This is a genomic window from Citrobacter sp. Cf136 (genome assembly GCF_030333815.1).
Taxonomy (GTDB): Bacteria; Pseudomonadota; Gammaproteobacteria; order Enterobacterales; family Enterobacteriaceae; genus Citrobacter; species Citrobacter freundii.
Genome location: NZ_JAOWFE010000040.1, coordinates 24932 through 46803, shown reverse-complemented (window position 1 = coordinate 46803; position 21872 = coordinate 24932). Strand labels below are relative to the sequence as shown.

At 52.1% G+C, this 21872-nt stretch carries 20 protein-coding genes and 1 pseudogene; 14 read left to right on the top strand and 7 right to left on the bottom strand.

Annotation, left to right across the window (positions count from 1 at the left end; all coding sequences use genetic code 11):
- Nucleotides 1-163: 163 nt before the first annotated feature.
- The 3 genes and pseudogenes from clcA to erpA all read left to right on the top strand — a co-directional run bounded on the left by clcA (nucleotide 164) and on the right by erpA (nucleotide 2011).
- Complete coding sequence (clcA, locus tag OGV98_RS19565) at nucleotides 164-1585, top strand: H(+)/Cl(-) exchange transporter ClcA (RefSeq protein ID WP_202580763.1); 1422 nt, start codon at nucleotides 164-166, stop codon at nucleotides 1583-1585.
- A 23-nt stretch (nucleotides 1586-1608) separates the two neighbouring features.
- Nucleotides 1609-1674: pseudogene (yadW, locus tag OGV98_RS19560) on the top strand (small protein YadW).
- Entirely contained in the window at nucleotides 1667-2011 is a 345-nt protein-coding gene (gene erpA, locus OGV98_RS19555) for an iron-sulfur cluster insertion protein ErpA (protein ID WP_003018581.1), read from the top strand. The pseudogene yadW and the gene erpA overlap by 8 nt, the downstream one beginning before the upstream one ends.
- 119 nt (nucleotides 2012-2130) lie before the next feature.
- Here erpA and OGV98_RS19550 read toward each other — a convergent pair whose 3' ends face one another.
- The 3 genes from OGV98_RS19550 to mtnN are packed head-to-tail and all read right to left on the bottom strand — an operon-like array spanning nucleotide 2131 to nucleotide 4283.
- Nucleotides 2131-2754: a TRIC cation channel family protein gene (locus OGV98_RS19550; protein ID WP_003018578.1), complete on the bottom strand. Its 624-nt coding sequence runs from the start codon at nucleotides 2752-2754 to the stop codon at nucleotides 2131-2133.
- A gap of 37 nt (nucleotides 2755-2791) precedes the next feature.
- Nucleotides 2792-3592, bottom strand: coding sequence for a vitamin B12 ABC transporter substrate-binding protein BtuF (gene btuF / locus OGV98_RS19545; RefSeq protein WP_032948552.1), 801 nt, complete (start codon nucleotides 3590-3592; stop codon nucleotides 2792-2794).
- A complete protein-coding gene (mtnN, locus tag OGV98_RS19540; RefSeq protein WP_003018572.1) occupies nucleotides 3585-4283 on the bottom strand; it encodes a 5'-methylthioadenosine/S-adenosylhomocysteine nucleosidase in 699 nt (232 codons plus the stop codon). Before mtnN ends, btuF begins: the two co-directional genes overlap by 8 nt.
- Nucleotides 4284-4366: 83 nt before the next feature.
- Here mtnN and dgt point away from each other — a divergent pair, with 83 nt between their 5' ends.
- From dgt to cdaR, 3 genes are all read left to right on the top strand, one after another.
- A complete protein-coding gene (dgt, locus tag OGV98_RS19535) occupies nucleotides 4367-5884 on the top strand; it encodes a dGTPase (protein ID WP_057102232.1) in 1518 nt (505 codons plus the stop codon).
- A gap of 129 nt (nucleotides 5885-6013) precedes the next feature.
- Nucleotides 6014-7447, top strand: coding sequence for a serine endoprotease DegP (gene degP, locus OGV98_RS19530; RefSeq protein WP_003018567.1), 1434 nt, complete (start codon nucleotides 6014-6016; stop codon nucleotides 7445-7447).
- Nucleotides 7448-7594: 147 nt separating this feature from the next.
- The gene (gene cdaR / locus OGV98_RS19525) at nucleotides 7595-8752 is read left to right on the top strand and encodes a DNA-binding transcriptional regulator CdaR (RefSeq protein ID WP_003018564.1); all 1158 of its coding nucleotides are present in this window, start codon (nucleotides 7595-7597) and stop codon (nucleotides 8750-8752) included.
- 86 nt (nucleotides 8753-8838) lie between these two features.
- Here cdaR and OGV98_RS19520 read toward each other — a convergent pair whose 3' ends face one another.
- The 4 genes from OGV98_RS19520 to map all read right to left on the bottom strand — a co-directional run bounded on the left by OGV98_RS19520 (nucleotide 8839) and on the right by map (nucleotide 13771).
- The gene (locus OGV98_RS19520) at nucleotides 8839-9225 is read right to left on the bottom strand and encodes a DUF3461 family protein (RefSeq protein ID WP_003018562.1); all 387 of its coding nucleotides are present in this window, start codon (nucleotides 9223-9225) and stop codon (nucleotides 8839-8841) included.
- Nucleotides 9226-9334: 109 nt separating this feature from the next.
- Complete coding sequence (dapD, locus tag OGV98_RS19515; protein WP_003837532.1) at nucleotides 9335-10159, bottom strand: 2,3,4,5-tetrahydropyridine-2,6-dicarboxylate N-succinyltransferase; 825 nt, start codon at nucleotides 10157-10159, stop codon at nucleotides 9335-9337.
- Between the two features lie 31 nt (nucleotides 10160-10190).
- The gene (gene glnD / locus OGV98_RS19510) at nucleotides 10191-12863 is read right to left on the bottom strand and encodes a bifunctional uridylyltransferase/uridylyl-removing protein GlnD (RefSeq protein WP_003837534.1); all 2673 of its coding nucleotides are present in this window, start codon (nucleotides 12861-12863) and stop codon (nucleotides 10191-10193) included.
- A gap of 113 nt (nucleotides 12864-12976) precedes the next feature.
- Nucleotides 12977-13771 (bottom strand): type I methionyl aminopeptidase, encoded by a 795-nt coding sequence (gene map / locus OGV98_RS19505; protein ID WP_171862039.1) that lies wholly within the window; start codon nucleotides 13769-13771, stop codon nucleotides 12977-12979.
- 324 nt (nucleotides 13772-14095) lie between these two features.
- Here map and rpsB point away from each other — a divergent pair, with 324 nt between their 5' ends.
- From rpsB to rseP, 8 genes are all read left to right on the top strand, one after another.
- On the top strand, nucleotides 14096-14821 hold the full coding sequence (gene rpsB, locus OGV98_RS19500) for a 30S ribosomal protein S2 (RefSeq protein ID WP_003018553.1): 726 nt from the start codon (nucleotides 14096-14098) through the stop codon (nucleotides 14819-14821).
- A gap of 136 nt (nucleotides 14822-14957) precedes the next feature.
- Nucleotides 14958-15809 (top strand): translation elongation factor Ts, encoded by an 852-nt coding sequence (gene tsf / locus OGV98_RS19495; protein WP_003018551.1) that lies wholly within the window; start codon nucleotides 14958-14960, stop codon nucleotides 15807-15809.
- Between the two features lie 145 nt (nucleotides 15810-15954).
- Nucleotides 15955-16680 (top strand): UMP kinase, encoded by a 726-nt coding sequence (pyrH, locus tag OGV98_RS19490; protein WP_003018549.1) that lies wholly within the window; start codon nucleotides 15955-15957, stop codon nucleotides 16678-16680.
- 139 nt (nucleotides 16681-16819) lie between these two features.
- The gene (frr, locus tag OGV98_RS19485) at nucleotides 16820-17377 is read left to right on the top strand and encodes a ribosome recycling factor (RefSeq protein ID WP_003018547.1); all 558 of its coding nucleotides are present in this window, start codon (nucleotides 16820-16822) and stop codon (nucleotides 17375-17377) included.
- Between the two features lie 110 nt (nucleotides 17378-17487).
- On the top strand, nucleotides 17488-18684 hold the full coding sequence (gene ispC, locus OGV98_RS19480; protein WP_003845810.1) for a 1-deoxy-D-xylulose-5-phosphate reductoisomerase: 1197 nt from the start codon (nucleotides 17488-17490) through the stop codon (nucleotides 18682-18684).
- A gap of 187 nt (nucleotides 18685-18871) precedes the next feature.
- Complete coding sequence (ispU, locus tag OGV98_RS19475; protein WP_003018543.1) at nucleotides 18872-19630, top strand: (2E,6E)-farnesyl-diphosphate-specific ditrans,polycis-undecaprenyl-diphosphate synthase; 759 nt, start codon at nucleotides 18872-18874, stop codon at nucleotides 19628-19630.
- Between the two features lie 12 nt (nucleotides 19631-19642).
- The gene (gene cdsA, locus OGV98_RS19470) at nucleotides 19643-20500 is read left to right on the top strand and encodes a phosphatidate cytidylyltransferase (RefSeq protein WP_006686786.1); all 858 of its coding nucleotides are present in this window, start codon (nucleotides 19643-19645) and stop codon (nucleotides 20498-20500) included.
- A gap of 11 nt (nucleotides 20501-20511) precedes the next feature.
- A complete protein-coding gene (gene rseP / locus OGV98_RS19465; protein WP_044714937.1) occupies nucleotides 20512-21864 on the top strand; it encodes a sigma E protease regulator RseP in 1353 nt (450 codons plus the stop codon).
- Nucleotides 21865-21872 lie beyond the last annotated feature (8 nt).

The following is a 21872-nucleotide window of genomic DNA, read 5'->3' as shown; positions in this document are numbered from 1 at the left end:
GGGTCCTGGTTCGTAGAAAAAGTAAATGCCCGCTATTCTAGTTATTCAGAGAAGGTTATGAAAGTTTTACGCATTTGAAACAATACGATTTGCAGGGGATTTTCGTGAAATGTGCGAGTAGAATGCCGATTCCGTATTTGTATTACCAATTAATGATCATCTGATGAAGACAGACACTCCCTCTTTTGAAGCACAACAAATTGTGCGTTTACGCCGCAGGGATCAAATCCGTCGACTCCTGGAACGAGACAAAACGCCGTTGGCGATCCTGTTGATGGCTGCCGTAGTGGGTACAGTGACAGGGCTTGTTGGCGTGGCATTTGAGAAAGCGGTGGCCTGGGTGCAGAATCAGCGCATTGGCGCGCTGGCTCAGGTTGCGGACCATGCCATTCTGCTGTGGCCGCTGGCATTTATTCTCTCTGCGTTGCTGGCGATGGTTGGCTACTTTCTGGTGCGTAAATTTGCGCCGGAAGCCGGTGGTTCGGGGATCCCAGAGATTGAAGGCGCGCTGGAAGAGCTGCGGCCTGTGCGCTGGTGGCGCGTACTGCCGGTGAAATTTTTCGGCGGTATGGGCACGCTGGGTGCCGGTATGGTGCTCGGGCGAGAAGGACCGACCGTGCAGATCGGTGGTAACCTCGGGCGCATGGTGCTGGATATTTTCCGCATGCGTAGCGCAGAAGCGCGACATACCTTATTGGCTACCGGTGCGGCAGCGGGCCTTTCGGCGGCGTTTAACGCCCCTCTGGCGGGGATCCTGTTCATTATTGAAGAGATGCGCCCGCAGTTTCGCTATAACCTTGTCTCGATCAAAGCCGTGTTTACCGGCGTCATCATGTCGAGCATTGTGTTTCGTGTTTTCAACGGCGAGGCACCGCTTATTGAAGTTGGGAAGCTCTCCAATGCGCCGGTGAACACGCTGTGGTTGTATCTGGTCCTGGGGATTATTTTTGGCTGTGTCGGACCGTTGTTCAACACCATGGTGTTGCGGACTCAGGATATGTTCCAGCGTTTCCACGGAGGCGATCTCAAAAAATGGGTGCTGATGGGCGGTGCGATCGGCGGTCTGTGCGGGATCCTTGGCTTAATTACACCTGAAGCGGCTGGAGGCGGGTTTAACCTGATACCTATCGCTGCGGCAGGGAATTTCAGCGTTGGTTTACTGCTGTTTATCTTTATTGCCCGCGTCATTACCACGCTGCTGTGCTTCTCGTCCGGCGCGCCCGGCGGGATATTTGCCCCGATGCTGGCATTAGGCACGTTGCTTGGCACCGCGTTCGGTATGGCGGCAGCGGCCTCTTTTCCGCATTATCATCTGGAGGCCGGGACCTTCGCCATCGCCGGAATGGGAGCATTGTTGGCGGCCTCGGTGCGCGCGCCGTTAACGGGCATTATACTGGTACTGGAAATGACCGATAACTATCAGCTCATTTTGCCAATGATTATTACCTGTCTTGGCGCAACACTATTAGCCCAATTTATGGGCGGAAAGCCGCTATACTCGACTATCCTTGCCCGTACGCTGGCAAAACAGGAAGCGGAGCAGGCGGCTAAAAGCCAGGGTACAGCAGCTGGCGAGAATACTTGAACGAAATACCAGGGTATTAGATAATGGCCTTAACCATTGGGTTATAATTTGCCCAATTGCCAATGTCGTTTGGAGCAAAATATGAGTGATGACGTAGCGCTGCCACTGCAATTTACTGAAGCAGCAGCCAATAAAGTAAAAAGCCTGATCGCTGACGAAGATAACCCGAATCTGAAATTACGTGTGTATATCACCGGCGGTGGTTGCAGCGGTTTCCAGTACGGTTTCACCTTTGACGATCAGGTGAACGATGGTGATATGACCATTGAGAAACAAGGTGTTGGTCTGGTAGTTGACCCGATGAGTCTGCAATATCTGGTGGGCGGCGCGGTTGACTATACCGAAGGTCTGGAAGGTTCCCGCTTCGTTGTGACTAACCCGAATGCGAAAAGCACCTGCGGGTGTGGTTCTTCTTTCAGCATCTGATTGCTGTCTGTAATACCAGTGGTCTGATGGTGTAGGCCCGGTAAGCGTAGCGCCACCGGGCAATGTGCCGGATGGCGGCGTAAACGCCTTATCCGGCCTACATATTCTGCATCATCATGTCAACGTCCGTTATCATCCAGCGCAAACGTCGGTAATTTCAAATGCCAGCGAATGGCGGCAAGCCGAATCAGCAGGGTGACAATCATCCCCATCATACTGGCGTTTTCCAGTGAAACATCAAAGGTATAAAACGCCGTCGCATGCACGATCCCGCCGATAATACAGGCTGTGGCGTAGATCTCGGTGCGCAAAATCATCGGGACTTCACGTGCTAATACATCGCGAATGATCCCACCGCCGACGCCGGTAATCACCCCCATACAAATCGCCACCAAGGGGCCTGTTCCTGCGAGAAAGGCCTTGTTGACGCCAATACCCACGAACACCGCCAGGCCAACGGCATCCAGCACCGGAAGGATCCATTTCGGCAGGCGTCTTGGCTGCCGTACCAATAGGATCGTCAGCATGCTGGTGATCATCGCCACGACCAGATCGGTTGGATCTTTAACCCAAAAAACCGGTCCATTATCCAGCGCCATATCGCGGATCGTACCACCACCGACGGCGGTAACCACGCCGAGGACCAGGACGCCAAACGGATCCATACGTAATTTCCCGGCTAGTAATACGCCAGAGATTGCAAATACCGCGGTGCCGACAATATCAAGCCAATAGACGAGCATTTTTAAATCCTCACAACAGACCTGGTGGGGGCAGGCGCTAATTTATCTGTGAAAGCGCATTACAGAGTTGTTTTGCGGCGAGGATAATACGCGGGCTCGCGCGTTCGAACCAGTCACTATTAAGTGTAATAACGGGTATTTTTAGCTGGTTTCCCCAGTATTGCTCAATTTTCAGAGTTTCGCCCGGACCGCCGGTTGCAACAATAGCCTGGGGAGCTCGTGCCAGGACCTGCTCACGGCTAACCTGCGGCCAGGGAACCCGACTACCGGCAAAGATGTTTTCTCCGCCGCATACCTCAAGAACTTCGTGCTGAATAGAACCTTTTCCACTGGTAAACAGAGGATTGGCACCAAACTGGAGAAACACGCGTTTTTTCGGTTTGTTGGCATACTGAGATTTAAGTAAAGCATAGTCATCAAGCATGGTTTGCGCCGCCTGTTTAGCTTGTTCAGGCTTGGGGCTCCACGCAGCCAACTGGCGTAGCGCATCGGCAACCTGCTCAATGGTAACGGCGTCCACCCAGATGACCTTAATTCCCAGGGAGGTCAGTTGATTCACCTGCCGCTCAGCATTTCCCCCGCGCCAGGCGACGACTAAATCAGGTTTCAGCGCCACAATACGCTCAAGATTCATACCTTGCCATGTTGAGACCTCTTCAATATTTTTGGCTTCTGGCGGGTAGTTTGAGTAGCTGCTGACGCCAACTGGGGTAATGCCTGCGGCAAAAGCGAGTTCGGTATTGGCAGGAGAAAGCGTTACAACACGCGGTGCGGCGTAAAGGAACGCCGGGAGAGTGAAAAGCAGGGCGACCAGCGCCCTGGAGAATAATTTAGCCATGCGCCAGTTTCTGCACCAGCGTTTCAACCATCAGGCTTGACTGCTTCGCGGCAACCACCAGGAATTCGTCAAAGCTGAGATGGGACTGCTGATCGGCAACGTCAGAGATAGCGCGAACCACGACAAATGGCACCTTAAAGTTGTGGCAAACGTGCGCAATTGCGGTCGCTTCCATCTCAACGGCAATCGCCTGCGGGAAGTTATGCTTAATTTTAGCCAGCCCCACGGAACCATTAATGAATGCATCGCCGCTGACGATAAGTCCGCGAACAGCGTTCAGATTGAGTTCGGCGATGCAAGATTCTGCGGCTGCAATCAACGCAGGATCGGCTTTAAAACCAGCCGGGCAACCCGGTAGCTGACCAAATTCATAACCAAAGGCAGTGACGTCGGCGTCGTGATAGCGCGCTTCATCAGAAACTACGATATCGCCGACTTTCAGCGTAGAGGCCAGGCCGCCCGCGGAACCCGTATTAATGATGGCGTCCGGCTTGCAGCGTTCAAGCAGCAGCGTAGCGCCGAGCGCCGCAGCTACTTTACCGATACCTGATTTCAGAAGCGCAACCTCAGTACCGTTCAGTTGGCCGGTGTAAATTTCACAACCGCCGAGCGTGATGGTCTGACGGTTTTCGATTTTGTCACGCAGCAGCGTAACTTCTTCTTCCATTGCACCAATGATGCCGATTTTCATAGATTTACTCGCGATAAGCCAGATTTGAGGGCATAGTCTATCATGCGCTTAAGGGGTAGCGCATTTCTCAGGCGGGAGAGGATATGGTACAGATCGATTTCCGAAAAAAAATAAACTGGCATCGCCGTTACCGTTCGCCGCAGGGCGTGAAGACGGAGCATGAGATCCTGCGAATTTTTGAAAGCGATCGTGGACGTATTATCAATTCTCCGGCTATTCGCCGGCTGCAACAAAAAACCCAGGTCTTTCCGCTGGAGCGTAATGCAGCGGTGCGTACGCGTCTGACGCACTCGATGGAAGTGCAGCAGGTTGGGCGCTATATCGCGAAAGAGATCCTCAGTCGGCTGAAAGAGCTAAAGCTGCTGGAGCAGTATGGTCTGGAGGAACTGACGGGACCGTTTGAGAGTATCGTCGAAATGTCGTGCCTGATGCATGACATTGGTAATCCTCCGTTTGGCCATTTTGGGGAAGCGGCGATTAATGACTGGTTTCGCCAGCGGTTGTATCCCGCCGACGCGGAAAGTCAGCCCCTGAGTGATGACCGCTGCCAGGTGACGGCATTACGTTTGCGTGAAGGTGAAGAGTCGCTGAATGATATTCGCCGCAAGGTGCGCCAGGACTTGTGTCATTTTGAAGGCAATGCGCAGGGTATTCGTCTGGTGCATACTTTGATGCGTATGAACCTTACCTGGGCGCAGGTCGGCGGTATTCTAAAATATACCCGTCCGGCATGGTGGCGCGGCAGTGCACCCGAGACGCACAACTATTTAATGAAGAAGCCTGGTTATTACCTTTCCGAGGAACCGTATATTGAGCGGTTACGTAAAGAATTATCATTAGCACCTTACAGTCGTTTTCCATTAACCTGGATTATGGAAGCTGCCGATGATATCTCATATTGCGTGGCCGATCTGGAAGATGCCGTTGAGAAAAGAATCTTTAGCGTCGAGCAACTTTATCACCATCTGTATGAAGCGTGGGGGCATCACGAAAAAGGCTCTCTGTTTAGTCAGGTTGTTGAAAACGCCTGGGAAAAATCACGTTCAAATACATTAAGCCGCAGCACCGAAGATCAGTTCTTTATGTATTTACGCGTCAATACGCTGAATAAACTGGTTCCGTATGCGGCCCAGCGATTTATTGATAATTTGCCGCAGATTTATGAAGGCAGCTTTAATCATGCGCTGTTAGAAGATGCCAGTAGCTTCAGCCAGTTACTGGGCGTTTATAAGAATGTGGCGGTAAAACATGTGTTTAGCCATCCGGATGTTGAGCAACTGGAATTACAGGGCTATCGGGTGATCACCGGGTTGCTGGAGATCTATCAACCGTTATTGAAAATGTCTCAGTCAGATTTTACTGAACTGGTCGACAATGAAAGAGTAAAACGTTTTCCTATCGAGTCCCGTTTATTTCAGAAGTTGTCTACCCGCCATCGTCTTGCGTATGTTGAGGCGGTTAGTAAAATATCGACTGAGTGCGCTGAGTATTCGGTTCTGGAATATTATTATCGCTGCCGGTTGATCCAGGATTATATCAGCGGGATGACAGATTTGTATGCCTGGGATGAATATCGTCGCTTGATGGCCGTAGAACAATAAATACTCATTTGTAAAGACGGCCAATAAAATTTTACTTTTTCCTTAAACTCAATTCTGGAACTTAGCGTTATAAAACGAATCTGACGTATACAGCAATTTTGCGTTACCTGTTAATCGAGAACGAAACACATGAAAAAAACCACATTAGCAATGAGTGCACTGGCTCTGAGTTTAGGTTTGGCGTTGTCCCCCCTGTCTGCAACTGCGGCTGAGACGTCGTCTTCAGCAATGACCGCCCAACAGATGCCAAGCCTGGCCCCGATGCTCGAAAAAGTGATGCCATCGGTGGTAAGTATTAACGTCGAGGGGAGCACGACGGTGAATACGCCGCGTATGCCGCGTAATTTCCAGCAGTTCTTTGGTGATAATTCACCGTTCTGCCAGGACGGATCTCCGTTCCAGAGTTCACCGTTCTGCCAGGGCGGCGCACCGGGCGCTGGTAACGGCGGCGGCCAGCAGCAGAAATTTATGGCGCTGGGTTCCGGCGTAATTATTGATGCTGCGAAAGGGTATGTCGTGACCAACAACCACGTGGTGGATAACGCTACGGTAATTAAGGTTCAGTTGAGCGATGGCCGTAAATTTGACGCGAAGATCGTGGGCAAAGATCCACGCTCCGATATCGCGCTGATCCAAATTCAGGATCCGAAAAACCTGACGGCGATTAAGCTGGCAGACTCCGACGCGCTGCGCGTGGGTGATTACACCGTAGCAATCGGTAACCCGTTTGGCCTCGGTGAGACCGTGACCTCCGGCATCGTTTCTGCTCTGGGCCGTAGCGGCCTGAATGCGGAGAACTATGAAAACTTTATTCAGACGGATGCTGCGATCAACCGGGGTAACTCCGGTGGCGCGCTGGTCAATCTGAACGGTGAGCTGATCGGCATTAACACCGCGATCCTCGCGCCGGACGGCGGTAACATCGGTATCGGTTTTGCAATCCCAAGCAACATGGTGAAAAACCTGACTTCGCAGATGGTTGAGTTTGGTCAGGTTAAACGTGGTGAGCTGGGTATTATGGGGACCGAACTGAGCTCTGAGTTGGCGAAAGCGATGAAAGTTGACGCTCAGCGTGGCGCATTCGTCAGCCAGGTAATGCCGAACTCTTCCGCAGCGAAAGCCGGTATTAAAGCCGGGGATGTGATTACCTCCCTGAACGGCAAACCTATCAGCAGCTTCGCCGCTCTGCGTGCGCAGGTGGGGACGATGCCGGTCGGCAGCAAAATCACCCTGGGTCTGCTGCGTGACGGTAAGCCGGTCACCGTGAACCTGGAATTGCAGCAGAGCAGCCAGACTCAGGTTGATTCCAGCTCTATCTTCAAAGGCATTGAAGGTGCCGATATGAGCAACAAAGGCCAGGATAAAGGTGTCGTGGTAAGCGACGTGAAACCGAATTCTCCGGCTGCGCAGATCGGCCTGAAGAAAGGGGATGTGATTATCGGTGCGAATCAGCAGCCGGTGAAAAACATCGCCGAATTGCGCAAAATCCTCGACAGCAAACCCGCTGTACTGGCGCTGAACATTCAGCGTGGCGACAGCTCCATCTATCTGTTGATGCAGTAATCTCCCTCAACCCCTTCCTGTACAGGAAGGGGTTCTTTTTGTGATACCTCCCACAACTCCATATTTCTCCCTTCCGCTTTGTGCATTTGCACAATGTCGCCGCTTATTATCTTCCCTATGCTTGAGCTCTGCTCACAGGAGGGGTTTATGGCTGGCTGGCATCTTGATACCAAAATGGCGCAGGATATCGTGGCGCGAACCATGCGCATCATTGATACCAATATCAACGTAATGGATGCCCGTGGGCGGATCATTGGCAGTGGCGATCGCGAACGCATTGGTGAATTGCACGAAGGTGCGCTGTTGGTACTTTCGCAGGGCCGGGTGGTGGACATTGACGATGCAGTGGCGAGGCATTTGCACGGTGTGCGTCAGGGGATAAACCTGCCGTTGCGTCTGGAAGGCGAAATCGTTGGCGTTATCGGGCTTACCGGTGAACCGGAACATCTGCGTAAATACGGCGAGCTGGTGTGCATGACAGCCGAAATGATGCTGGAGCAGTCGCGCCTGATGCATCTGTTAGCGCAGGATAGCCGCCTGCGTGAAGAGCTGGTGATGAATCTGATTCAGGCGGAAGAGAATACCCCGGCGCTGATGGAGTGGGCGCAACGTTTAGGCATTGATTTGAACCAGCCGCGCGTGGTGGCAGTGGTAGAGGTTGATAGTGGCCAGCTTGGCGTTGACAGCGCGATGGCGGAGCTACAGCAATTGCAGAACGCGTTGACTACGCCTGAACGTAATAATCTGATTGCGATTGTTTCCCTGACCGAGATGGTGGTGCTGAAACCGGCGCTCAATCAGTTTGGTCGCTGGGACGCGGAAGATCACCGCAAGCGTGTTGAGCAGCTCATTGCTCGCATGAAAGAGAACGGACAGCTGCGTTTTCGCGTGTCGCTGGGCAACTATTTTACCGGGCCAGGCAGTATTGCCCGTTCGTATCGTACGGCGCGCACGACCATGATGGTCGGCAAGCAACGGATGCCGGAAAGCCGTAGCTATTTCTACCAGGATTTGATGCTGCCAGTTCTGCTGGACAGCCTGCGCGGCGGCTGGCAGGCCAACGAGCTGGCGCGTCCGCTGGTACGGCTGAAAGCAATGGATAACAACGGCTTACTGCGTCGAACATTAGCGGCGTGGTTTCGGCATAACGTTCAGCCGCTGGCGACCTCAAAAGCGTTATTTATCCACCGTAATACGCTGGAATATCGCCTGAACCGAATTTCAGAGCTGACCGGGCTGGATTTAGGGAATTTTGACGACCGACTGCTGCTGTATGTCGCGCTACAACTGGATGAGCAGCATTAATTTCTTGCCTGTTGGCGCTACGCTTATCAGGCAAAATGCCGGGGGCGGCTTCGCCTTACCCGGCATACGAACACATTCACTCGCGGTTATTTACGCGTTAGTTTTTCCAGATCGGCTTCAATTTCGCTGATCTTGTTGGTCACGACGCTTTCCAGATGACGTAAATCATCAAGGATCTTGCGTTTAAGATCGACTTCGCTGCGATCGCGCTGGCAGATCTGATCCAGTTCGTCGATCACATAGCGCAGGTTGGGACTGATCTCCTGCACTTCTTTGTAACCCTGGCCGACGCCATCGGCGACAACCGTTTTACGCTGACGGGGATATTTGAACTTCACGCTCTTGGCAAAAAACTCGCCTTTATCCTTCTGGAAATAGATTTTCAGGATATCGTTGTTGGCTTCTTGCCGCAGGCTGTAACGATCGATTTCTTCAGGATTAGTAATGCCCAGACTTTTCAGATTGTCATACATAGCGGTACCCTTAAGCTCACCATAACCATTGAATAATTAACGAAAAGCCTTGTTTATGCCACTCGCAGATGTAAAAAAAGCGGGCTAAGCCCGCTTTTTCAAATCACTGTTAGTCGATGGTGCGTAACAGTTCGTTGATTCCTACTTTGCCACGCGTTTTGGCATCGACTTTCTTCACAATCACCGCGCAGTACAGGCTGTATTTGCCATCTTTCGACGGCAGGTTGCCGGAGACAACCACAGAGCCCGCCGGAACGCGGCCATAATGCACTTCGCCGGTTTCACGATCGTAAATACGGGTGCTCTGACCAATGTACACGCCCATAGAGATAACAGAGCCTTCTTCGACGATCACGCCTTCAACCACTTCAGAACGTGCGCCGATGAAGCAGTTGTCTTCGATGATGGTCGGGTTAGCCTGTAACGGCTCCAGTACGCCACCGATGCCAACGCCGCCGGACAGGTGAACGTTTTTACCAATTTGCGCGCAGGAACCCACGGTCGCCCAGGTATCAACCATCGTACCTTCATCCACATAAGCGCCGATGTTCACGTAAGACGGCATCAGCACGGTGTTACGGGCGATAAACGCACCCTGGCGTACGGCCGCTGGCGGAACCACGCGGAAACCTTCTTTCTGGAAGCGTGCTTCGTCGTAGTTGGCGAATTTCATCGGCACTTTATCGAAGTAACGGCTTTCTGCACCCTCGATAACCTGATTATCGTTAATACGGAAAGAGAGCAGGACCGCCTTTTTCAGCCACTGATGCGTGACCCACTGACCCTCAATCTTTTCTGCGACGCGCAGTGCACCGGAATCCAGTAAAGCAATAACCTGATTCACCGCTTCGCGGGTTACGGTATCTACATTTGCCGGAGTAATGTCGGCACGGCGCTCGAAAGCGGATTCAATAACGTTCTGTAACTGCTGCATTGTTAAACTCTTTCCATAATAAATAAAAACATCACCCTTTATCGTTTGGATTGAGGGCCTCTGTCAACCGTTGATGCACTTCCTGCTGCAGCTCATTATTAAGGGCGCGCCGGTCGGCGGTGGCGATTATGAATAAATCTTCTACTCGCTCGCCAATGGTTGTAATTCGGGCGCCATGCAGCGAAATTCCCAGATCGGCAAAAATCTGCCCGACCCGCGCCAGCAGTCCAGGCTGGTCGAGAGCGATAAGCTCAAGGAATGATTTTCGGTCGGTGTGGGTCGGCAGGAAAGTAACCTCGGTATCGACGGTAAAGTGGCGTAATTTTGCCGGCTGACGACGTGGTTGCGGTGGCTGCCAGCTGCGCTGCGTGATCGCCTGTTCCAGTCCAAAACGGATCGCTTCGTGTCGGTCTGAAGACAGCGGGCTGCCGTCCGGTTCCAGCACGATGAACGTATCCATCGCCATCCCATCGCGGGTAGTGAAAATCTGCGCATCGTGGACGCTTAGATTGCGCCTGTCCAGTTCGGCGCAGACGGCGGCAAACAGGTAAGGGCGATCGGGGCTCCAGATAAAAATTTCCGTTCCGCCGCGCGTGGCCTGCGGGCTGAGCAGGATTAGCGGCTTACTGAGATCGTGCTGCAGCAGATGACGCGCATGCCAGGCCAGTTGATTTGGGCTGTGGCGCACGAAATAGTTGGCGCGACAGCGCGACCAGATGTGGTGCAGCGCTTCTTCATCAATGTTGTCCATACGCAGTAGCGCCAGTGCCTGAAGCTGATGATGGCGAACGCGTTCGCGCATATCTGGCGTGTTTTGCATCCCACGACGTAGTTGTTTTTCCGTCGCAAAGTACAGCTCGCGCAGCAGACTTTGCTTCCAGCTATTCCACAGCGTTTCGTTAGTAGCGCAAATATCCGCGACGGTCAGGCACACTAAAAAGCGCAGACGATGTTCCGTTTGTACTTCTTCAGCGAATTGCTTGATCACTTCCGGATCCTGAATATCACGGCGCTGAGCGGTCACCGACATCAGCAAATGCTGACGCACCAGCCAGACGATCAGCTGCGTTTCACGTGAGTTCAGACCGTGCAGTTCGGCGAATTTGAGCACGTCCTGGGCACCGAGAACCGAGTGATCGCCGCCGCGACCTTTGGCGATATCGTGGAACAGCGCGGCAATCAGAATTAGCTCCGGCTGTCGCAAGCGCGGCCACAGATCCACGCACAGCGGATGGCGCGGGCGGGTCTCTTCGTTAGCAAAACTCTCCAGCTTGAGCATCACACGGATAGTGTGCTCATCCACCGTATAGGCATGAAACAGGTCAAACTGCATTTGGCCGACAATGTGCGACCATTGCGGCATATAGGCCCACAAAACGCTGTGCCGATGCATCGGCAGCAGGCCGCGACTCACCGCGCCCGGATGGCGCAACATACTGAGAAACAGCGAACGCGCTTCCGGAATGTAGCATAGCGGCTGGGTTAAATGACGGCGGGCATGACGCAAATGGCGCAGCGTGGTGGAGTAAATCCCGCTGATCGCGCTGTTACGCACCATGATGTAAAACATCCGCAGTATCGCTTCGGGCTTACGGATAAACAGGTCGTCGTTGCGCAGATCGATCAATGTGCCGCGCAGTTGAAAGTCGTCATCAATCGGGCGCGGTTTTTCATCGGCTGGCAGGGCGAGGATCGCCTCGTCGAACAGTTGCAACAGCATATGGTTCAGTTCGCTGACCCGTCGCGTGACCCGGAAATAGTCTTTCATCATCCGCTCGATAGGCTCGTTGCCTTCGCCGCCGTAGTTTAGCCGTTGCGCCACGCTGAGCTGGCGGTCAAACAGCAGGCGGTTGTCGTAACGACTAACGACCAGATGCAGGGCGAAGCGAATCCGCCACAGGATATGCAAACATTCATTCAGTTCGGCGCGTTCTGCCAGCGTCAAAAAACCGAAGCCGACCATTTCGTCCAGCGAGGTGGCGCCAAAATGGCGACGGGCCACCCATTGCAGAGTATGGATATCGCGCAGGCCGCCGGGACTGCTTTTGATATCCGGCTCCAGGTTGTAGCTGGTGCCGTGATAACGCTGGTGGCGCTGATTTTGCTCTTCCACTTTGGCGGCGTAAAATTTATCGGACGGCCAGAAACCTTCGCTAAAAATATGCTTTTGCAGCTCAAGAAACAGCGCGACATCGCCGATAAGCAGGCGTGTTTCAATCAGGTTAGTGGCGACGGTTAAATCTGACAATCCTTCCAGCAGACACTCTTCCAGCGTACGCACGCTGTGCCCAACCTCCAGCCTCACGTCCCATAGCAGCGTTAACAGCTCACCGACTTTTTCTGCCTGCGAATCAGGTAGCTTTTTACGACTGAGGATCAGCAGGTCAATATCGGAGAGCGGATGCAGTTCGCCGCGCCCGTAGCCGCCAACGGCAACCAGCGCCAGGTCGGCAATTTGACCGAAACCGGCTTCAATCCACAGGCGCTGAAGCAACTGATCAATAAATTCGGTGCGGGCCTCAATGAGCTGTTCTGCGGAAATTCCACTGTCAAACGCTTCGCCTAACCAGCTCTGGAAGGTGTCGATATGCGCTTTAATACCGGTGCAGTTGAGGTCGTGTTGTGGCCATGTCCCTGGGTTTTGTGGCTGGCCAGGCAGGGTGGGGAGGGCAGTATTTGCGTGCTGTTCAGGAAGAGTATTCATTATGCGCCACCCATTAAAAAGCCGGATGATGGCGTGAACGCCTTACCCGGCCTACTAAGTAGTACAATTTGTAGGCCTGATAAGATGCGAATGCATCGCCATCAGGCAAAACATTATTCGCCGTGTGTGATGATCGCCGGGATGGTGTCATCCTTGCGTAACGTCAGAATCTCACAGCCGTTTTCCGTCACTACAATAGTATGCTCGTACTGTGCAGACAAGCTCCGGTCTTTGGTTTTCACCGTCCAGCCGTCTTTCATGGTGCGGATGCGGTAATCACCGGCATTCAGCATCGGTTCTACGGTGAACGTCATGCCCGGCTGCAGTACCACACCGCCGTCGTCTGCATCGTAGTGCAGAACCTGCGGCTCTTCATGGAAGCCGCGACCGATACCGTGACCGCAGTATTCACGAACGACAGAGAAACCTTCACCTTCCGCGTATTTCTGAATTGCAGCGCCCAGCGTGCGCAGGCGAATGCCCGGTTTCACCATCCGCAGCGCCAGATACAGGCTTTCCTGCGTGACGCGGCACAGACGCTCGCCCAGAATAGTAGGTTTGCCGACGATAAACATTTTCGAGGTGTCGCCGTGGTACTCGTCTTTAATCACAGTCACATCGATGTTGACGATATCGCCGTCTTTCAGAAGTTTGGCGTCGTCCGGGATCCCGTGGCACACTACTTCATTAATAGAGATACACACGGACTTCGGATAGCCGTGGTAACCCAGGCAGGCGGAAATGGCCTGCTGCTCATTCACGATATAGTCATTACAGATACGATCCAGTTCGCCGGTGCTGACGCCCGGTTTAACAAACGGTTCGATCATTTCCAGTACATCAGCGGCCAGGCGGCCAGCGACGCGCATTTTTTTGATTTCTTCAGGGGTCTTGATTGAGATAGCCATGAATTCTGTCCATCAGTGCCGATGATATCGGCAATAATTGTTTAAGTGCTGCCAATGGTATCAGTCCCGCATACGTGCTGCCAAATTGAGAATCATTAACAGCACACAGTGCCAACAATTATTGGTGTCTATGGCGTATTTGTGGTATAAAGCGCGCCGGACTTCCGATCCATTCGAAGACTACACACGATGGACGGGAGCGACAAATCTCACTTTGTGTAACAACACACACGTATCGGCACATATTCCGGGGTGCCCTTTGGGGTCGGTAATATGGGATGCGTGGAGGCTTAACCCCAACTTTTATATATAGAGGTTTTAATCATGGCAACTGTTTCCATGCGCGACATGCTCAAGGCTGGTGTTCACTTCGGTCACCAGACCCGTTACTGGAACCCGAAAATGAAGCCGTTCATCTTCGGTGCGCGTAACAAAGTTCACATCATCAACCTTGAGAAAACTGTACCGATGTTCAACGAAGCTCTGGCTGAACTGAACAAGATCTCTGCTCGTAAAGGTAAAATCCTTTTCGTTGGTACTAAACGCGCTGCAAGCGAAGCGGTGAAAGAAGCTGCTAACAGCTGCGACCAGTTCTTCGTGAACCATCGCTGGCTGGGCGGTATGCTGACTAACTGGAAAACCGTTCGTCAGTCCATCAAACGTCTGAAAGATCTGGAAACTCAGTCTCAGGACGGTACTTTCGAAAAGCTGACCAAGAAAGAAGCGCTGATGCGTACTCGTGAGCTTGAGAAACTGGAAAACAGCCTGGGCGGTATCAAAGACATGGGCGGTCTGCCGGACGCTCTGTTCGTAATCGATGCTGACCACGAGCACATTGCTATCAAAGAAGCAAACAACCTGGGTATCCCAGTATTTGCTATCGTTGATACCAACTCTGATCCGGACGGTGTTGACTTCGTTATCCCGGGTAACGACGACGCAATCCGTGCTGTGACCCTGTACCTGGGCGCTGTAGCTACTACCGTTCGTGAAGGCCGTTCTCAGGATCTGGCTTCCCAGGCGGAAGAAAGCTTCGTAGAAGCTGAATAATAAGGCACGCTCGTTAGAGCCCTTATAGACCAGGTAGTATCACGTTTGGTTAGGGGGCCTGTATATGGCCCCCTTTTTCACTTTTAAATCTGTGCGGTTTCATGCCGGGCAGATCAAATCTTCCGAGGATTTTAGAATGGCTGAAATTACCGCATCCCTGGTAAAAGAGCTGCGTGAGCGTACTGGCGCAGGCATGATGGATTGCAAAAAAGCACTGACTGAAGCTAATGGCGACATCGAGCTGGCAATCGAAAACATGCGTAAGTCCGGTGCAATCAAAGCGGCGAAAAAAGCAGGCAACGTTGCTGCTGACGGCGTAATCAAAACCAAAATCGACGGCAACATCGCTTTCATTCTGGAAGTTAACTGCCAGACTGACTTCGTTGCTAAAGATGCTGGTTTCCAGGCATTTGCTGACAAAGTACTGGACGCTGCCGTTGCTGGCAAAATCACTGACGTTGAAGTTCTGAAAGCACAGTTCGAAGAAGAACGTGTTGCTCTGGTTGCTAAAATCGGTGAGAACATCAACATCCGTCGCGTTGCTTCCCTGGAAGGCGAAGTTCTGGGTAACTACCAGCATGGTGCTCGTATCGGTGTTCTGGTTGCTGCAACTGGCGCTGACGAAGAACTGGTTAAACAGCTGGCAATGCACGTTGCTGCAAGCAAACCAGAATTCGTTAAGCCGGAAGACGTTTCCGCTGAAGTGGTAGAAAAAGAATACCAGGTTCAGCTGGACATCGCTATGCAGTCTGGCAAGCCGAAAGAAATCGCAGAGAAAATGGTTGAAGGCCGCATGAAGAAATTCACCGGCGAAGTTTCTCTGACCGGTCAGCCTTTCGTCATGGAACCGAGCAAATCTGTTGGTCAGCTGCTGAAAGAGCATAACGCTGACGTAACAGGCTTCATCCGCTTTGAAGTGGGTGAAGGCATCGAGAAAGTTGAGACTGACTTTGCAGCAGAAGTTGCTGCGATGTCCAAGCAGTCTTAATTTTGAAAGGAGCCGCCTGAGGGCGGCTTCTTTTTGTGTCTGGCTTGTAAATTCAGCGAACCGCTATAGTGGTCCTGCTGAAAAGCGACATACAATGTCGCTGGAATTAACTCATCTCATTCGTTGACAGTCTCAGGAAAGAAACATGGCTACCAATGCAAAACCCGTCTACAAACGTATTCTGCTTAAGTTAAGTGGCGAAGCTCTGCAAGGTTCAGAAGGCTTCGGTATTGATGCAAGCATCCTTGACCGCATGGCTCAGGAAATCAAAGAGCTGGTTGAGCTGGGTATTCAGGTTGGCGTAGTGATTGGTGGTGGTAACCTGTTCCGTGGCGCTGGTCTGGCGAAAGCAGGGATGAACCGCGTTGTGGGCGACCACATGGGCATGTTAGCCACCGTAATGAACGGTCTGGCGATGCGCGATGCGCTTCACCGCGCCTATGTGAACGCTCGCTTGATGTCCGCAATTCCTCTGAACGGCGTGTGTGATAACTACAGTTGGGCTGAAGCTATTAGCCTGCTGCGTAACAACCGCGTTGTTATTTTGTCTGCGGGTACCGGTAATCCGTTCTTCACCACCGATTCAGCAGCCTGCCTGCGTGGTATTGAAATTGAAGCGGATGTGGTACTGAAAGCCACCAAAGTCGATGGCGTATTTACTGCCGACCCGGCTAAAGATCCAACGGCGACCATGTACGAACAGTTGACCTACACTGAAGTACTGGATAAAGAGCTGAAAGTCATGGATCTGGCTGCGTTCACGCTGGCTCGTGACCACAAATTACCGATTCGTGTCTTTAATATGAACAAACCAGGTGCACTGCGCCGTGTTGTTATGGGTGAAAAAGAAGGCACGTTAATCACGGAATAATTCCCGTTGCGGCTAAATGCAGGTAATATTCCGCTTTAATGTCGCGGGATACGTCCCTCAAAATTAATCAAGACTATACTTGTCACATCTTGCGCGGCGGGTATGGTCTGACTGAAACAAGCTTTCAAGGATTCGTAACGTGATCAACGATATCAGAAAAGATGCTGAAGTACGCATGGACAAATGCGTCGAAGCGTTCAAAAACCAAATCAGCAAAATTCGCACGGGTCGTGCTTCTCCTAGCCTGCTGGATGGTATTGTCGTGGAATATTACGGCACACCGACTCCGCTGCGCCAGCTGGCAAGCGTAACGGTTGAAGATTCCCGTACCCTGAAAATCAACGTGTTCGACCGTTCTATGGGGCCAGCCGTTGAGAAAGCCATCATGGCTTCCGACCTCGGTCTGAATCCAAGCTCTGCGGGTTCCGACATCCGCGTTCCGCTGCCGCCGCTGACCGAAGAACGTCGTAAAGATCTGACCAAGATCGTGCGTGGCGAAGCTGAAGGCGCGCGTGTTGCGGTACGTAATGTACGCCGCGATGCAAACGACAAAGTGAAAGCGTTGTTGAAAGAAAAAGAGATCAGCGAAGATGACGATCGCCGTTCTCAGGACGACGTACAGAAACTGACTGACGCTGCAATCAAGAAAGTTGATGCGGCGCTGGCAGAGAAAGAAGCGGAACTGATGCAGTTCTGATTCGCCTGTACGCTAAAAACGCCGCTTAGAAGGCCTGAGAAGGCTGGATGGCGGCGTTTTGCTTTTTTCTGTCTATATACCTTAAAGGGTAAAATTCTTCTGGATGTCTCATGAAGCAATTAACCATCCTGGGATCAACCGGTTCCATTGGTTGCAGTACGCTGGATGTAGTACGCCATAACCCGGAAAAATTTCGTGTTGCTGCGTTGGTGGCGGGTAAAAATGTCGCCCGCATGGTAGAGCAATGCCTGGAGTTTTCTCCTCGCTATGCGGTAATGGACGATGAAAAAAGCGCTGCGTTGGTAAAAGCAGCTCTGCTGGAGCAGGGCAGTCGCACTGAGGTCATGAGCGGTCAGCAGGCTGCCTGTGATATGGCTGCGCTGGATGATGTTGATCAGGTCATGGCGGCAATTGTCGGCGCAGCGGGCTTATTGCCAACGCTGGCGGCAATTCGTGCGAGCAAAAGTATTTTACTGGCGAACAAAGAGTCTCTGGTGACCTGCGGTCGTCTGTTTATGGACGACGTGAAACGCCACAAAGCGCAGCTTTTGCCGGTAGATAGCGAGCATAACGCGATTTTTCAGAGTTTACCGCAACCTATCCAACACAATCTGGGATACGCTGACCTTGAGCAAAACGGCGTTATGTCAGTTCTGCTTACCGGGTCTGGTGGCCCATTCCGTGAAACGCCATTGCGCGATCTGGTCTCTATGACCCCCGATCAGGCATGTCGTCATCCGAATTGGTCGATGGGACGAAAAATCTCTGTCGATTCCGCCACCATGATGAACAAAGGTCTGGAATACATTGAAGCGCGTTGGTTATTTAATGCCAGTGCAAGCCAGATGGAAGTGCTGATTCACCCGCAGTCGGTTATTCATTCGATGGTCCGTTATCAGGATGGTAGTGTTCTGGCGCAGTTGGGTGAACCGGACATGCGTACACCTATTGCCCATACCATGGCATGGCCAGAACGAGTGACGTCCGGTGTTAAGCCTGTCGATTTTTGCAAACTCAGTGCGCTGACGTTTTCAGCACCTGATTACCAGCGTTATCCGTGCCTGAAGCTGGCGATGGACGCGTTTGAGCAAGGGCAGGCGGCGACGACTGCACTTAATGCCGCGAATGAAATTACGGTTGCCGCGTTTCTGGCGCAGCAGATCCGATTTACCGATATTGCTGACCTGAATTTATCCGTGCTGGATAAGATGGATTTGCAGGAGCCGCAGAGCGTTGATGACGTGCTGAAGGTTGATGCCATCGCGCGGGACGTCGCCAGAAAAGAAGTGATGCGACTCTCAAGCTGATGATAATCCCTCTACGGAGAATCGTGCTATTTGTTAGCGTTGGGCTTCAGTGATATAGTCTGCGCCACCCGATCGCGGGTATTTGCTTTTTTTCGGTCGGGTAAGCCGTGGTTTGACACGGCTTTTTTGTGGATGGGCTTCAGTATTCCTGAGTACCGTAAATCCTTTCAGGGACTAATAACGCGTTATGTTGTCTGCAACTAAACCATTAAGCGAAAATTTGCCAGCACATGGTTGTCGCCATGTCGCAATTATCATGGATGGCAATGGCCGCTGGGCGAAAAAGCAAGGGAAGATTCGCGCCTTTGGGCATAAGGCCGGAGCAAAATCCGTCCGCCGGGCTGTCTCTTTTGCTGCCAATAACGGTATTGATGCGTTAACGCTGTATGCCTTTAGCAGTGAGAACTGGAACCGACCTGCGCAGGAAGTGAGCGCGTTAATGGAACTGTTTGTGTGGGCACTTGATAGTGAAGTGAAAAACCTGCACCGCCATAACGTACGTCTGCGTATTATCGGGGATATCAGTCGATTTAACTCTCGTTTGCAAGAACGGATTCGCAAATCAGAAGCGATTACTGCCCAGAATACCGGGTTGACGCTGAATATTGCAGCGAATTACGGTGGACGGTGGGATATAGTCCAGGGTGTCAGGCAACTGGCACAACAGGTGCAGGATGGTCTGCTGCGTCCAGAGCAAATCGATGAAGAGATGCTTGGGCAGCAAATTTGTATGCATGAACTGGCTCCTGTGGATTTAGTGATAAGGACTGGGGGAGAGCATCGAATTAGTAATTTTCTGTTGTGGCAAATTGCCTATGCCGAACTTTACTTTACGGATGTTCTCTGGCCCGATTTCGATGAACAAGACTTTGAAGGTGCGCTGCATGCCTTTGCTAATCGTGAGCGTCGTTTCGGCGGCACCGAGCCCGGTGATGAAAAAGCCTGATGGGGGTCGCTTTTGCTGAAGTATCGCCTGATTTCTGCTTTTGTTTTAATACCCGTTGTCATCGCGGCGCTGTTTTTGCTGCCGCCGGTGGGGTTCGCCATTGTCACGCTGGTCGTTTGTATGCTGGCCGCCTGGGAATGGGGACAGTTAAGCGGTTTTACCACGCGTACACAGCGAGTCTGGCTGGCGGTTTTGTGCGGGCTATTGCTGGCGCTAATGCTGTTCTTACTGCCGGAATACCATCGCAATATTCATCAGCCGCTGGTTGAAGTATCGCTGTGGGCGTCGCTGGGCTGGTGGGCCGTGGCGCTGTTGCTGGTATTGTTTTATCCCGGCTCTGCGTCGGTCTGGCGTAATTCCAAAACATTACGCATAATTTTCGGCGTGTTAACCATTGTTCCGTTCTTTTGGGGAATGCTGGCGCTACGTGCATGGCATTATGATGAGAATCATTATAGTGGCGCGCTATGGCTGCTGTATGTCATGATCCTCGTTTGGGGAGCGGACTCGGGTGCGTATATGTTTGGTAAGCTGTTTGGCAAACATAAGCTGGCACCGAAGGTTTCTCCTGGTAAAACCTGGCAGGGTTTTATTGGCGGACTCGCCACTGCGGCCGTAATCTCATGGGGTTATGGCATGTGGGCGAATCTTGAAGTTGCGCCTGTCACCTTGCTCATTTGCTCCATCGTTGCAGCCCTGGCCTCCGTGCTGGGTGACCTGACCGAGAGTATGTTTAAGCGTGAAGCAGGTATTAAGGACAGTGGTCACTTAATTCCAGGACACGGCGGTATTCTGGACCGTATTGATAGCCTGACGGCTGCGGTACCGGTCTTTGCCTGCCTGTTGTTACTGGTATTCAGGACGCTCTAACGGATGGTCTTATGCTGAGTATTCTCTGGAATCTGGCTGCATTCATTGTCGCACTTGGTGTGCTTATCACCGTGCATGAATTTGGTCATTTCTGGGTTGCGCGGCGCTGCGGAGTCCGCGTCGAACGCTTTTCCATTGGTTTTGGAAAAGCGCTTTGGCGGCGTACCGATAAATTAGGTACGGAATACGTTATCGCCCTGATTCCCCTCGGCGGTTACGTCAAAATGCTGGATGAGCGCGCTGAACCAGTCGCACCGGAGTTGCGCCATTACGCCTTCAACAATAAAACGGTTGGACAACGCGCAGCCATCATCGCCGCAGGTCCGATTGCAAACTTCCTTTTTGCTATTTTCGCTTACTGGCTGGTGTTTATCATCGGTGTCCCTGGCGTTCGTCCGGTTGTTGGTGAAATAACACCCAACTCGATTGCCGCGCAGGCGCAAATTCAGCCGGGTACGGAACTAAAAGCGGTTGATGGTATCGAAACCCCTGATTGGGATGCCGTGAGATTGCAACTGGTAGCCAAAATTGGCGATGAGCATACGACTCTCAGCGTAGCGCAGTTTGGCAGTAACCAGCGTCAGGACAAAACGCTGGATTTACGTCAGTGGGCATTTGAGCCAGACAAAGAGGATCCCGTCTCCAGTTTAGGGATTCGTCCGCGCGGTCCGCAGATTGAACCGGTGCTGTCAGAAGTGCAGGTTAACTCCGCTGCAAGTAAGGCAGGTTTGCAAGCAGGCGACAGGATCGTTAAAGTCAATGGTCAGCCGCTGACGCAATGGATGACGTTTGTGACGCTGGTGCGCGATAATCCGGATAAGCCGTTAGCGCTAGATATTGAAAGACAAGGAAGTTCCTTGTCTTTAACGTTAACCCCAGATTCAAAACAGGTTAACGGGAAGGCAGAAGGTTTTGCGGGCGTGGTGCCTAAAGTTATTCCTCTGCCTGATGAGTATAAGACTGTACGCCAGTATGGGCCATTCAGCGCCGTCCTCGAAGCCTCGGATAAAACGTGGCAGTTGATGAAGCTGACGGTCAGTATGCTGGGAAAATTGATTACCGGTGATGTAAAACTGAACAACCTCAGTGGGCCGATTTCTATCGCCCAGGGGGCTGGGATGTCAGCGGAATTCGGGATTATTTATTACCTGATGTTCCTTGCGCTTATCAGCGTGAACTTAGGGATAATCAATCTGTTTCCGTTGCCCGTTCTTGACGGGGGGCATCTGCTGTTCCTGGCGATTGAAAAGCTGAAGGGCGGTCCGGTATCCGAGCGGGTTCAAGACTTTAGTTATCGCATTGGCTCTATCTTGCTGGTGTTGTTAATGGGGCTTGCACTTTTCAATGATTTCTCTCGGTTGTAAGAGAGTGT

Excerpts from the sequence above, each read along its gene's own strand:
- clcA (WP_202580763.1), top strand. The coding sequence starts at position 164 with ATGAAGACAGACACTCCCTCTTTTGAAGCACAACAAATTGTGCGTTTA.
- erpA (WP_003018581.1), top strand. The coding sequence starts at position 1,667 with ATGAGTGATGACGTAGCGCTGCCACTGCAATTTACTGAAGCAGCAGCC.
- OGV98_RS19550 (WP_003018578.1), bottom strand. The coding sequence starts at position 2,754 with ATGCTCGTCTATTGGCTTGATATTGTCGGCACCGCGGTATTTGCAATC.
- btuF (WP_032948552.1), bottom strand. The coding sequence starts at position 3,592 with ATGGCTAAATTATTCTCCAGGGCGCTGGTCGCCCTGCTTTTCACTCTC.
- mtnN (WP_003018572.1), bottom strand. The coding sequence starts at position 4,283 with ATGAAAATCGGCATCATTGGTGCAATGGAAGAAGAAGTTACGCTGCTG.
- dgt (WP_057102232.1), top strand. The coding sequence starts at position 4,367 with ATGGTACAGATCGATTTCCGAAAAAAAATAAACTGGCATCGCCGTTAC.
- degP (WP_003018567.1), top strand. The coding sequence starts at position 6,014 with ATGAAAAAAACCACATTAGCAATGAGTGCACTGGCTCTGAGTTTAGGT.
- cdaR (WP_003018564.1), top strand. The coding sequence starts at position 7,595 with ATGGCTGGCTGGCATCTTGATACCAAAATGGCGCAGGATATCGTGGCG.
- OGV98_RS19520 (WP_003018562.1), bottom strand. The coding sequence starts at position 9,225 with ATGTATGACAATCTGAAAAGTCTGGGCATTACTAATCCTGAAGAAATC.
- dapD (WP_003837532.1), bottom strand. The coding sequence starts at position 10,159 with ATGCAGCAGTTACAGAACGTTATTGAATCCGCTTTCGAGCGCCGTGCC.
- glnD (WP_003837534.1), bottom strand. The coding sequence starts at position 12,863 with ATGAATACTCTTCCTGAACAGCACGCAAATACTGCCCTCCCCACCCTG.
- map (WP_171862039.1), bottom strand. The coding sequence starts at position 13,771 with ATGGCTATCTCAATCAAGACCCCTGAAGAAATCAAAAAAATGCGCGTC.
- rpsB (WP_003018553.1), top strand. The coding sequence starts at position 14,096 with ATGGCAACTGTTTCCATGCGCGACATGCTCAAGGCTGGTGTTCACTTC.
- tsf (WP_003018551.1), top strand. The coding sequence starts at position 14,958 with ATGGCTGAAATTACCGCATCCCTGGTAAAAGAGCTGCGTGAGCGTACT.
- pyrH (WP_003018549.1), top strand. The coding sequence starts at position 15,955 with ATGGCTACCAATGCAAAACCCGTCTACAAACGTATTCTGCTTAAGTTA.
- ispC (WP_003845810.1), top strand. The coding sequence starts at position 17,488 with ATGAAGCAATTAACCATCCTGGGATCAACCGGTTCCATTGGTTGCAGT.
- ispU (WP_003018543.1), top strand. The coding sequence starts at position 18,872 with ATGTTGTCTGCAACTAAACCATTAAGCGAAAATTTGCCAGCACATGGT.
- rseP (WP_044714937.1), top strand. The coding sequence starts at position 20,512 with ATGCTGAGTATTCTCTGGAATCTGGCTGCATTCATTGTCGCACTTGGT.